Annotated in this window: 8 protein-coding genes; all 8 read left to right on the top strand. The window is 67.3% G+C overall.

Annotation, left to right across the window (positions count from 1 at the left end):
- Positions 1–3: 3 nt before the first annotated feature.
- Complete coding sequence (adk, locus tag GTP41_RS23115; protein ID WP_161027947.1) at positions 4–660, top strand: adenylate kinase; 657 nt, start codon at positions 4–6, stop codon at positions 658–660.
- Between the two features lie 218 nt (positions 661–878).
- Positions 879–3,050, top strand: coding sequence for a sodium-translocating pyrophosphatase (locus GTP41_RS23110; RefSeq protein WP_161027946.1), 2,172 nt, complete (start codon positions 879–881; stop codon positions 3,048–3,050).
- Positions 3,051–3,106: 56 nt separating this feature from the next.
- Positions 3,107–3,598, top strand: coding sequence for a hypothetical protein (locus GTP41_RS23105; protein ID WP_161027945.1), 492 nt, complete (start codon positions 3,107–3,109; stop codon positions 3,596–3,598).
- Between the two features lie 59 nt (positions 3,599–3,657).
- Complete coding sequence (locus tag GTP41_RS23100) at positions 3,658–4,419, top strand: 3-hydroxyacyl-CoA dehydrogenase (protein ID WP_161027944.1); 762 nt, start codon at positions 3,658–3,660, stop codon at positions 4,417–4,419.
- A gap of 69 nt (positions 4,420–4,488) precedes the next feature.
- Positions 4,489–6,231: a gamma-glutamyltransferase gene (gene ggt / locus GTP41_RS23095; protein ID WP_161027943.1), complete on the top strand. Its 1,743-nt coding sequence runs from the start codon at positions 4,489–4,491 to the stop codon at positions 6,229–6,231.
- 90 nt (positions 6,232–6,321) lie between these two features.
- Positions 6,322–7,491, top strand: a complete 1,170-nt coding sequence (locus GTP41_RS23090) for a patatin-like phospholipase family protein (RefSeq protein WP_161027942.1) — start codon at positions 6,322–6,324, stop codon at positions 7,489–7,491.
- Between the two features lie 56 nt (positions 7,492–7,547).
- On the top strand, positions 7,548–11,744 hold the full coding sequence (locus GTP41_RS23085; RefSeq protein WP_371867385.1) for a two-component regulator propeller domain-containing protein: 4,197 nt from the start codon (positions 7,548–7,550) through the stop codon (positions 11,742–11,744).
- A 19-nt stretch (positions 11,745–11,763) separates the two neighbouring features.
- Entirely contained in the window at positions 11,764–12,471 is a 708-nt protein-coding gene (locus GTP41_RS23080; RefSeq protein WP_161027941.1) for a response regulator, read from the top strand.
- Positions 12,472–12,546 lie beyond the last annotated feature (75 nt).

Below are 12,546 nucleotides of genomic sequence, written 5' to 3'. Positions count from 1 at the left end.
TTCATGCGTCTCATTCTGTTAGGAGCACCAGGTGCCGGTAAGGGCACCCAGGCCAACTTCATCAAGGAAAAGTACAACATTCCTCAGATTTCCACCGGCGACATGCTGCGCGCGGCAATCAAGGAAGGTACTGAAATGGGCCTGGCCGCCAAGAAGGTCATGGACGCTGGCCAGCTGGTTTCCGACGACATCATCATCGGCCTGGTCAAAGACCGCCTGAAAGCCGCGGACTGCGCCAACGGCTACCTGTTCGACGGCTTCCCGCGCACCACCGCGCAAGCCGACGCCATGAAAGACGCCGGCGTTGCCATCGACTACGTGCTGGAAATCGCGGTACCGGACGACCAGATCGTGGAACGCATGAGCGGCCGCCGCAGCCACCCGGCTTCCGGCCGCGTGTACCACGTCAAATTCAACCCGCCTAAAGTCGAAGGCAAGGACGATGTCACCGGCGAAGACCTGGTGCAGCGCGACGACGACAAGGAAGAAACCGTCAAGAAACGCCTGGACGTTTACCACAACCAGACCGAAGTGCTGCTCGGCTATTACGGCGAGTGGGCCAAATCGGGCCAGCCTGGTGCGCCGAAATACCGCAAGATCGAAGGCGTCGGTCCAGTCGAGGAAATCCGCGAACGCGCCTTCGCGGCTCTGTCCAGCTAAATCACATCATTGCGGGAAAAAATGGGGCGGAAAAAATAGGGACGTACCCCATTTTCCCGCAAGGCGGGAAAGATGGGGTACGTCCCCATCTTTTTCCGCCCCATTTTTTCCCGCACGCGGCCCCCTGGCCGTGCAGCGTCAAAGTTTTGCAGTACGTAGTTCGGTCGTACCGAGTTCGTTTTGTAGCTTTTGATTCTAATAACGTAAGGGGGCAATTTATGGCAGCAAGTTTGTGGTTCGCGATAGCATGCGGCGCGCTCGCGGTGATTTACGGGTTGTGGGCGCGCAACTGGATCCTTCGACAAGACGCGGGCAACGCCCGCATGCAGGAAATCGCGACAGCCATCCAGCAGGGTGCTGCGGCCTACCTGGCCCGCCAGTACCGCACCATCGCCATTGTCGGTGTGGTGCTGCTGGTAGCCATCGGGGCGGCAATTGATGTCACCACTGCCATCGGCTTCCTGATCGGCGCCGTGCTCTCCGGCGCCTGCGGCTTCATCGGCATGAACGTGTCGGTGCGGGCCAATGTGCGCACCGCGCAGGCAGCTTCGGTCGGCATGAACGAAGCGCTCAACGTCGCCTTCAAGGGCGGCGCCATCACCGGCATGCTGGTGGTCGGCCTGGGCCTGCTCGGCGTGGCGCTGTTCTACTGGATGCTGATCGCGCAAGCCGCGCCCGGCAAAAACCTGCACGATGTGCTGAAGCCTTTGATCGGCCTGGCCTTCGGCGCTTCCCTGATTTCGATCTTCGCGCGCCTTGGCGGCGGCATCTTCACCAAGGGCGCCGACGTCGGCGCCGACCTGGTGGGCAAGGTGGAGGCGGGCATCCCGGAAGACGATCCGCGCAACCCGGCGGTGATCGCCGATAACGTGGGCGACAACGTGGGCGATTGCGCCGGCATGGCGGCCGACCTGTTCGAGACCTATGTGGTGACCCTGATCGCGACCATGCTGCTGGGCGCGCTGATGATCACCGCTGCGCCGATGCAGGCTGCGATCTACCCGATGCTGCTGGGCGCCGTGTCCATCATCGGCTCCATCGTCGGCTGCTCCATGGTCAAGGCCAAGCCGGGCAAGAAGATCATGTCGGCCCTGTACACCGGTTTGTGGTGGGCCGCCGGCCTGTCGCTGATCGGCTTTGTGGTCGTGACCTGGATGATCTGGCCGGACGACGACATGCGCTACAAGATGATGGGCGCCACTGTGGTCGGCATCGTGCTGACCGGCCTGATGGTCTACATCACCGAGTTCTACACCGGCACCGAATTCACCCCGGTGCGCCATATCGCGGAAGCTTCCACCACCGGCCACGGCACCAATATCATCGCCGGCCTGGGCGTCTCGATGAAGGCGACCGCATGGCCGGTGCTGGCGGTGTGCGTGGCGATCATGGTTTCCTACAAACTGGCCGGCCTGTACGGCATTGCGATCGCGGCCACTTCCATGCTGTCGATGGCGGGCATCGTGGTGGCGCTGGACGCCTACGGCCCGATCACCGACAACGCCGGCGGCATCGCCGAAATGGCGGGCATGCCGGATTCCGTGCGCGCCATTACCGACCCGCTGGACGCGGTGGGCAATACCACCAAGGCCGTGACCAAGGGCTATGCGATCGGTTCCGCCGGCCTGGCGGCGCTGGTGCTGTTCGCCGACTATACCCACGCGCTGGAGTCGGTCGGCAAGAGCATCACCTTCGACCTGTCCAACCCGATGGTGATCGTGGGCCTGTTCATCGGCGGCCTGATTCCTTACCTGTTCGGCGCCATGGCGATGGAGGCGGTGGGCCGCGCGGCAGGGGCGGTGGTGGTGGAAGTGCGCCGCCAGTTCCGCGATATCAAGGGCATCATGGACGGCAGCGGCAAGCCGCAGTACGACAAGGCGGTGGACATGCTGACCGCGTCCGCCATCAAGGAAATGATCGCGCCTTCGCTGCTGCCGGTGCTGGTGCCGATCGTGGTGGGCATGCTGTTGGGGCCAGCGGCGCTGGGCGGTATGCTGATGGGCACCATCATCACCGGCCTGTTCGTGGCGATCTCCATGACCACCGGCGGCGGCGCCTGGGATAACGCGAAAAAGTATATCGAGGACGGCAATCATGGCGGCAAGGGTTCCGACGCGCACAAGGCGGCGGTGACCGGCGACACCGTAGGCGACCCGTACAAGGATACCGCCGGCCCGGCCGTCAATCCGCTGATCAAGATCATCAACATCGTGGCGCTGCTGCTGGTGCCGCTGCTGCCGGCCACCGGCATCCTGTCGGTGACCATGGCGCCGATGCACGCGCAGCAGCAAGTGGTGGCCCCGGCCACGGCAACCGTGCCGCAGGTGGCGGTGCCGGCGGCCGCCCCGGCTGCGGCCCCGGCCCCGGCCGAGGCGCCGTCGGCGCAGTAAGCGGCGCCGCTGCCACCTTCCACGGCGTATGATGGCGGTACGCTGTGGAGGGCGCCATGACATTTCCCATCCTGCTGGCGCTGGCCGCCGGGCTGCTTGGCCCGGCCGCAGGCGCCGATTCCCTGGAAGAGTACCGCCGCCTGCCGGAGTGCCGGCTGGCCGCCGACGGCAAGCGCTTGCTGGTTGAGCCGTGCCGCACGGCGCCGGCGCGCAAGGACATGCCGCGCCGCCCGGTGCCGCAAATTGTCACGCCCACGCCGCGCATCGCCCCGGCGCCCGATCCGGCCCTGAGCTGGGGGCCCGTGCTGACGCGGCGCGACCCGGCTGCGCCGCCCTCGGCCATCGCCCAATTGCCGCGCGCCGGCCGCCCGGCCGCGCCAGCGGCTGCCGCGCCGCTGCCGGGCCCGAGCGCGCCGATTCCCGTCACCTGCGATGCGGGCGGCTGCCGCGACCCCAGCGGCATCTACCACCACGGCCCGCCAGGCCAGGTCACCAGCCCGACGGGGAGGGTGTGTTCGCACAACGGTGTATGGATGACTTGCTACTGATTCTTGTACAATACGCCTCGATTGACGTTTACGTAACGTAAAGTAAATAGGGGAGACAAATGCAAATCAAGGATCAGGTATTCATCATCACCGGCGGCGCTTCGGGCCTGGGCGCGGCGACCGCGCGCATGCTCGTGGACAACGGCGGCAAGGTCGTGCTGGCGGACGTGCAGGTGGCAGCGGGCGAGAAGCTGGCAGCCGAACTGGGCGCGGCCAAGTTCGTGAAATGCGACGTGACCTCCGAGGCGGACGGCCTGGCGGTCGTGGCGGCAGCCACCGCCATGGGCACCCTGCGCGGCCTGGTGAACTGCGCCGGCGTGGCGCCTGCCATCAAGACCGTGGGCAAGGATGGCCCGCATCCGCTGGATGCCTTCGCGCGCACCATCAGCATTAACCTGATCGGCACCTTCAATATGTGCCGCCTGGCGGCCGATGCCATGGGCAAGACCGAGGCGGCGGAGTGGGGCGAGCGCGGGGTGATCATCAACACCGCTTCGGTGGCGGCGTTTGACGGGCAGATCGGGCAGGCCGCTTATGGCGCGTCCAAGGCCGGCGTGGCGGGCATGACCTTGCCGATGGCGCGCGACCTGTCGCGTTCGGGCATCCGCGTGATGACCATTGCGCCGGGCATTTTTGAAACCCCGATGTTGCTGGGCATGCCGCAGGAGGTGCAGGATGCGCTGGGCAAGATGGTGCCGTTCCCGCCGCGCCTGGGCAAGCCGTTCGAGTATGCTGCGCTGGCGAAATCGATTATCGAAAACACCATGCTGAATGGCGAGACCATTCGTTTGGATGGGGCGATCCGGATGCAGCCGAAGTAACACCCGGCAAAGCTGGGTCAGACCCAAGGGTCAGACCCAGCCTTTCCGGGTTTGGTGTAGCATGCAGTGATGAAAGCCATTGCACTCGCCCTCGCAGCACTCTGCTGCACCAATCTCCACGCCCAAGATAACCGCGCCCCTGAAATCGCCACCGGCTGGCAGGACAAGCCTGGTTGGTCGGCGCAAAAATACATGGTGGCCGCCGCCAACCCGCTCGCAACGGAAGCCGGCTACCAGATGCTGAAACAAGGCGGCTCCGCCATCGACGCCGCCATCGCCACGCAACTGGTCCTGACCCTGGTCGAGCCGCAGTCCTCCGGCATCGGCGGCGGCGCCTTCCTGCTGCACTGGGACGGCAAGAAAGTGCGCGCCTTCGACGGCCGCGAAACCGCGCCCGCCAGCGCCACCGAAACCCTGTTCCAGGATGCCAACGGCAAACCCCTGCCGCGCGCCGAAGGCGTGGTCGGCGGCCGCTCGGTCGGCGCGCCCGGCGTGCTGCGCATGCTGGAGCTGGCGCACAAACAATACGGCAAGCTGGCCTGGCCCAAGCTGTTCGCGCCCGCCATCAAACTGGCCGAGGAAGGCTTCGCCGTCAGCCCGCGCCTGAACGCCTTGCTGTCGAACGAGCGCCACCTGCAGCGCGACCCGGTCGCCGCCGCCTACTTCTTCAACCAGGACAAGCAGGCCTGGCCGGTCGGCCATATCCTGAAAAACCCTGAGCTGGCGAAAACCCTGCGCGAGATCGCTGCTGGCGGCGCCGACGCCTTTTACAAGGGCCGCATCGCGCGCGACATCGCCGCCAAAGTGCAGGGCCACCCCACCAATCCGGGCGGCCTGAGCGCAGCCGATATCGCCGGCTACCAGGCCAAAGAGCGCGCCGCGCTGTGTGCCGATTACCGCGCCTACAGCGTATGCGGCATGCCGCCGCCATCGTCGGGCGGCGTGGCGATCGCGCAAATCCTCGGCATCCTGGAAAACAGCAGGATCGGCGACTACGCGCCCGTCAACGGCGTGGTCGGCGCGGACGCCATCCACCTGATGTCGGAAGCGGAGCGCCTGGCCTACGCCGACCGCAACCGCTACGTGGCCGATACCGATTTCGTGCCGCTGCCGGGCCGTGGCGCCAGCGGCCTGCTGGATAAATCCTACCTGCGCCAGCGCGCCGCCCTGATCGGCGAGAAGTCGATGGGCCGCGCCCGCGCCGGCGTGCCGGCCGAGGTGAAGGTGGCGTGGGGCGACGATACCGCGCTGGACAAGCCATCCACCTCGCACCTGGTGGCGGTGGACGGCTTTGGCAACGGCATCTCGATGACCACCTCGGTGGAAGACGCCTTCGGCTCGCGCCAGATGGTGGGCGGCTTCCTGCTGAATAACCAGCTGACCGACTTCTCGTGGGACTCGTCGGACGAGAACGGACCAGTGGCCAACCGCGTGCAGCCCGGCAAGCGCCCGCGCAGCTCCATGGCGCCGACCCTGGTGTTCGACAAGCAGAGCGGCAAACTGGTGCTGGCGGCCGGTTCGCCGGGCGGCTCCACCATCATCAACTACGTGGCCAAGGTGCTGGTCGGCACCCTGGACTGGAAGCTCAACGTGCAGCAGGCCATCAGCCTGCCGAATTTCGGCAGCCGCAATGGCCCGACCGAGGTCGAGGCGGGCAAGGTCGGCGCCGAGGTGGTGGGGCAGTTGAGGGCGCGCGGCCATGAGGTGCGCCAGGTGGAGATGAACTCCGGCCTGCAAGGCTTGCAGCGCACCCGGGACGGCTGGTTCGGCGGCGCCGATCCGCGCCGCGAGGGCATCGTGCGCGGGGAGTAAAGCCGGGCGAGTGACCGCGGCGCGACAGCGCGCGGGCGGGGCGGGGGAGGGGCATTCCCCGCCTTGCAGCCTTCATGTTACTCTCGATAAATGGGCATGAAAAAGAAAACGGGTTTAATCCTGACGGGCGGCGGCGCCCGTGCGGCGTACCAGATTGGTGTTTTGCAGGCGATCTCCGAAATCCTATGGGAGGAAGGCTGGCCGCCTGCGCGCAATCCCTTCCAGATCATTTGCGGCACCTCGGCCGGCGCCATCAACGCCACGGCCCTGGCCTGCCGCGCCGACAATTTCGGCGAGGGCGTGCAAAAGCTGCTCGATGTGTGGAGCAATTTCGAAGTGGGGCAGGTGTACCGCGCCGACTCGCTGGGCGTGCTGCGCTCGGGCGCGCGCTGGCTGTCGCTGCTGTCCTTCGGCTGGCTGCTGCGCAAGTGGCGCGCCGCGCCGCCGCAGTCCCTGCTCGACAACACGCCGCTGGTCAACCTGCTGCACCGCATGCTCGATTTGCCGCGCCTGGACAACTGCCTGCAGGAAGGCCTGCTGCACGCCCTGGCCGTCACCGCCTCGTCCTACACCGGCGGCCAGCACATCACCTTCTACCAGACCGCCGCCGAAATCGCACCCTGGATCCGCATGCAGCGCGTGGCCATGCAGGATCAGATCGGGGTTGAACATTTGCTGGCCTCGTCGGCCATCCCGTTTATTTTCCCGGCCACGCCGCTGTATATGGGCGGGCGCCTGGAATACTGCGGCGACGGCTCCATGCGCCAGCTGGCGCCGATCTCGCCCGCCATCCACCTGGGCGCGCAGAAGGTGCTGGTGGTGGGCGCCGGCCGCCTGACCGAGCCGCCGCGCCAGATGACGGAAACGCCGCGCTACCCAAGCCTGGCGCAGATCGCCGGCCACGCCATGTCCTCCATCTTCCTGGACAGCCTGTCGATCGATATCGAGCGCCTGAATCGCGTCAACCAGACCCTGTCGGTGCTGCCGGAGGAGTTGCTGGCCAAGACCCCGCTGCGGCCGGTGGAGCTGCTGGTGATCGCGCCGTCCGAGCGGTTGGACGATCTGGCGTCGCGCCATATCAGCAGCCTGCCGGCGCCCATCCGCACCATGCTGTCCGGTATCGGCGCCACCGAGGCGCGCGGTTCGGCGCTCGCGTCCTACCTGCTGTTCGAGGCCAGCTACACCCAGGAGCTGATCCGCCTCGGCCAGCGCGACACGCAGGCGCGGCGCGCCGACGTGCTGGCATTTTTCGGGTCCTGATGCTTACCAATAGTACAATCATCGCTTTTGCGCAGCTTTTACCCGATTACTGACCCGTGGCTGTAATTTCCCCCCGCCTGACCCGCCGCCTGGCCGCTCTGGCCCTGGCTTGCACGCTCGCCCTGCCGGCGCTGGCGGCGCCGCCGCGCACCCTGCGTTTCGAGCAGCTCGACGTGCAGGACGGCCTGGCCCAGGAATCGGTGCTGTCGATCGCGCAGGACCGCCAGGGCTTCATGTGGTTCGGCAGCCAGGCGGGCCTGAGCCGCTTCGACGGCTACAAGGTCACGGTGTACCGCAATGTGGTGGGCGACCCGCGCAGCCTGGCGGAGAACTGGGTCGGCGTGCTGCACATGGACCCGCGCGGGCGCATGTGGGTCGGCACCGATGGCGGCTTGAACCTGTTCGACCCCAAGACCCAGTCGTTTACCCATTTCCTGCCGCACGAGCCGGACAAGCGCGGCAGCGGCAACCGCCATATCCGCGCCATCATCGACGACGGCTACGACGGGCTGTGGATCGGTACTTCGGACGGGCTGCAGCACTTCGACCCGGCCACCCGCAAGTTCGTGATCTACCACCACGAGCGCGGCAATCCGGCCAGCCTTGGCCACGACCAGGTCAACGCGCTCGCGCGCGACAAGCAGGGTCGCCTGTGGGTGGCCAGCGCGGCGGGCGTCGACATGCTCGACCCCAATTCGCGCAACTTCGTCCACTTCCCGATGCAGGGCAGCCGCGCGCGCGGCGCGCAAGCCTTGCTGCTGGACCGCGACCAGGTGCTGTGGGTCGGCACCCAGAACGGCATTGAGCGCTGGAACCTGGACGGGCGCTACCCGAAGCGGCGCGCGCTGGGGGCGGCGCAGGGCCTGCCGTCCGGCACCATCAAGCGCATCTACCAGGACCAGGACGGCACCGTGTGGGTCGGCGGCCAGACCGGCGGCCTGCTGCGCTGGCGTCCGGCCGACGACCGCTTCGTGCAGTACCGCCACTACCAGGGCGACCAGCACAGCATCGCCGACAACTACGTGTCGGCCCTGTACCGCGACAATGTGGGCACCTTGTGGGTCGGCACCTGGTACCGCGGCGTGAGCCGGGTCGACCTGGGCAGCGGCGGCTTCGCGCGCCTGGTGAAAGACCCGGGCCGGCCGGCCGGCTTGAGCGACAACAAGGTGCGCTCGATTGTCGATGCCGGCGACGGCAAGATCTGGGTCGGCAATAACGACGGCCTGAATTACTACGACCCGCTGGAAGGCAAGACAGTGCTGTTCCGCCCCGGCGGCATCGGCAGCGACAGCCTGGATGCCGAGGTGACCGCGCTGGCGCAGGACCGGCGCGACCGCAACACCTTGTGGGTCGGCGGGCGCTACGGCGTGCGCCGTTTCGACATCAAGGCGCGCCGTTTCGGCCCGCTGATGCTGTCGCACGGCGACCCGGAAAACGATGTCATCCGCTATTTGTACGGCGACCGCGAAGGCATGCTGTGGGCCTCCTCGCGCAGCGGCTTGTACCGCATCGACCCGAACAGCGGCGGCGTGCTGACCTTCCGCCACGACCCGGCCGACATGCACAGCCTGGCCGACAGCGTGGTGCGCCCGGTGCTGGAGGACCGGCAGGGCAATCTGTGGGTGGGCACCTTCAATGGCCTCGACCTGCTGGACCGCAAGACCGGCCGCTTCACCCACTACCGCAACAACCCGAACGACCAGGGCAGCTTGAGCCACAACGAGGTGCACTACCTGTTCGAGGACGACAGCGGCACCTTGTGGGTGGGCACGGCGGCGGGCCTGAACCGCATGGAGCGGCGCGCCGACGGCAGCGTGCAGTTCCGCCGTTTCCTGCGCAAGGACGGCCTGGCCGACGACGCCATCGCCGGCATCCTGCCCGATCGCGGCAAGTACCTGTGGCTGTCGACCAATACCGGCATCTCGCGCCTGGACATGAGCAACGGCCAGGTGCGCAACTACTCGGGCGTGGACGGCACCATCGAGGGCGCCTACTTCGACGGCTCGGCGCTGCGCGCGGGCGACGGCACCCTGTATTTCGGCGGCTTTAACGGCATCACCGCTTTCGAACCGCAGGAGGTGCGCGAGAACAGCCTGGCGCCGACCGCCGTCATCACCGACTTCCAGATCTTCAACAAGTCGGTGCGGCCGGGGCAGGGCGGCGCCAACAAGGGCGTGCTGAAGCAGGCCATCGAATACACCCAGGCGATCTCGCTGCGCGAGGGCGATTCCGTGTTCTCGCTGGAGTTCGCCGCGCTGCACTATGCCGCGCCGCAGCGCAACCGCTTTGCCTACCAGTTGCAGGGCTTCGACAAGGACTGGGTGGTGACCGACGCCGGCAAGCGCTTTGCCACCTACACCAACCTCGACCCCGGCACCTACCAGTTCCGCGTCAAGGCGGCCAACAAGGACGGCATCTGGAACGAGCAGGCCGCCACGCTGTCGATCAGCATCGCGCCGCCGTACTGGAAGACTTGGTGGTTCCGCCTGTGCATGCTGGCCGCCCTGCTGGGCGCGGCCTGGGCCGCCTACCACATGCGCGTGCGCGTCCTGCGCCTGCAGCAGCAGCGCCTGGAACAGCAGGTCAGGCTGCGCACCGCCGAGGTGGAGCTGAAAAACCAGCAGCTGCAGGAGCGCAAGCGCGAGCTGGAGGAGCGCGACAAGCACCTGTCGCAAGCCAAACAGCGCGCCGAGGAAGCCACGCGCCAGAAGTCCGAATTCCTGGCCAATATGAGCCACGAGATGCGCACCCCGCTGGCCGGCGTGATCGGCATGCTGGGCTTTGCCCTGCGCGACAATGCGCTGGCCGAGCGCACCCGCGAGCAGATCGCGCGCGGCCAGGGCAATGCGCAGTCGCTGCTGGGCATCATCAACGACCTGCTGGACTTTTCCAAGATCGAGGCCGGCAAGCTGCATATCGAGTCGATCGACTTCGCCCTGGCCAGCATGGTGGAGAACGTGGTCAGCCTGTTCGCCGAGCAGACCATGTCGAACATGGTCGGCTTTGAAGTCGACTTCGCGCAGGACTTGCCGCAATTCGTGGTGGGCGACCCGACCCGCCTGCGCCAGGTGCTGGTCAACCTGGTCGGCAACGCCTTCAAGTTCACCGAGCGCGGCAAAGTGTCGCTGCGGGTCGAGCGCGAAAGCAGCGGGCCGGATGGCCACCGCATCCGCTTCACGGTGGAGGACACCGGCATCGGCATCACGCCGGACGCCTTGCCGCGCCTGTTCCAGAAATTCGAGCAGGGCGATACCACCACCACCCGCCGCTACGGCGGCACCGGCCTGGGCCTGGCGATCAGCAGCCAGCTGGTGGGGCTGATGGGCGGCGTGATCGACGTGGTCAGCGCGCCGGGCGCCGGCTCCACCTTCGCCTTCACGGTGCCGCTGCGCGACGGCGTGGCGCCGCCGCTGGTGCCGCACGTGTCGCGCGAGCCGCACAGCCACCAGTTGCACGTGCTGTGCGCGGAGGACTTCCCGACCAACCAGATCATCATCCGCATGATGCTGGAGGAGCTGGGCCACAAGGTCGATATCGTCGGCAACGGCGTGCTGGCGCTGGCCGCCTGCGCCCAGCAGCGCTACGACCTGGTGCTGATGGACGGCCGCATGCCGGAAATGGACGGCGCCACCGCCACCCGCCTGATCCGCTCCGGCGGCCCGCGCGAGGCGCCGGTGCTGGACCCGCACCTGATGATCGTGGCCCTGACCGCCAATGCCAGCGACGAGGACCGCAGCCGCTACCTGGCGGCCGGCATGGACAACTTCCTGACCAAGCCGATCGACGAGGGCGCGCTGCACATGCAGCTGGAGCGCACCATCGAGCGCCAGCTGGCGCGCGGCATCAAGCTGCCGCGGATGGGCGGCAAAGCCGCGCCGGCGGCCTCGCTGGCCGAGCTGGACGCCATGTTCGGTGTGGCCGACCTGGCGCCGCCGCCGTCGCCCTTGCAGCCGCCTTTGCACGGCATGGCCGCGCAGGCCCTGAAACTGCGCCTGCGCGACGCCTTTATCGCCGACCTGCCGGCGCGCTTGCGCGAGATGGACCAGGCCTTGGCCGCCGCCGACGCCGACGCGGCCGGGCGCCTGTTCCACGGCATCAAGGGCAGCGCGGCCTACCTGGATGAAGCCGAGCTGCATGCCTTGTGCGGCGAGCTGGAACGGGCCGCCGACCGCGCCCTGTGGCCGGCGATCCGCGCCAAGCTGCCGCGCCTGCGGCTGTTGCTGGAACACGTTGTTTCACCATCGCGGCATTGAAAACAAAGACGGGGAACGCATGAAAGTTTTGGTTGTGGATGACGACGTGGTGTCGCGCATGGTGCTGATGCACCTGATCGACGGCTGCGGAAAATTCGACATGGTGGAAGCGGAAGACGGCGCCGACGGCTGGCAGCAGCTGGAGCAAGGCCTGCGGCCCGGCATCATCTTCTGCGACCTGCGCATGCCGCGCCTGTCCGGCATCGAACTGCTGCAGCGCGTGCGCGCGCATGAGGAGCTGGCGGCGGTGCCGTTCGTGCTGGTGTCCTCGGCCACCGACAAGGAGACGGTGCAGCAGGCCACGCTGGCCGGCGCCACCGGCTACATCGTCAAGCCGTTCCAGTCCGACCAGGTACGCGCCCACCTGGGCGCCTTCCTCGACCAGGCAGCCAACGGTTACGAGCATCGCGCCGAGGCGCCGGCGCAAACGCAGGAGCGCCTGGGGATCGGCGCCGACCGCCTGCTGGTGTACCTGACCGGCTTCCAGAACCAGCTGACAGCCGCCGGCACGGAGCTCGACGCCTTGCTGGCGCGCGGCGAGCGCGACGAGGCGCGCATACGGCTGGAGCGGCTGCACACCGGCTGCACCACGCTTGGCCTGCACGGCGCCGCCGCGGCCCTCAAGCCGCTCCTGGGCGGGCAGGGCAGCAACGAGGCGGTGCAGGCGGCGCTGACCGATGTGGTGCGGGCGGTGCTGCAGCAGTCCTCGCTGGTGCGCCAGGGCTAAGCTCCCGGTTGCCTGGTTGCCCGGTACAGGCCAGCCTTGCGGTAAATATAGTTTAGGTTTAAAGTACCCTGCACC

Source organism: Pseudoduganella guangdongensis, assembly GCF_009857475.1.
Lineage (GTDB): Bacteria > Pseudomonadota > Gammaproteobacteria > Burkholderiales > Burkholderiaceae_D > Rugamonas > Rugamonas guangdongensis.
This window is presented reverse-complemented; position numbering and strand designations above follow the sequence as displayed.

Bases quoted from the DNA above. Each gene is read 5' to 3' on its own strand.
- GTP41_RS23100 (WP_161027944.1), top strand. From the start codon at position 3,658: ATGCAAATCAAGGATCAGGTATTCATCATCACCGGCGGCGCTTCGGGC.
- GTP41_RS23090 (WP_161027942.1), top strand. From the start codon at position 6,322: ATGGGCATGAAAAAGAAAACGGGTTTAATCCTGACGGGCGGCGGCGCC.
- ggt (WP_161027943.1), top strand. From the start codon at position 4,489: ATGAAAGCCATTGCACTCGCCCTCGCAGCACTCTGCTGCACCAATCTC.
- GTP41_RS23110 (WP_161027946.1), top strand. From the start codon at position 879: ATGGCAGCAAGTTTGTGGTTCGCGATAGCATGCGGCGCGCTCGCGGTG.
- adk (WP_161027947.1), top strand. From the start codon at position 4: ATGCGTCTCATTCTGTTAGGAGCACCAGGTGCCGGTAAGGGCACCCAG.
- GTP41_RS23105 (WP_161027945.1), top strand. From the start codon at position 3,107: ATGACATTTCCCATCCTGCTGGCGCTGGCCGCCGGGCTGCTTGGCCCG.
- GTP41_RS23080 (WP_161027941.1), top strand. From the start codon at position 11,764: ATGAAAGTTTTGGTTGTGGATGACGACGTGGTGTCGCGCATGGTGCTG.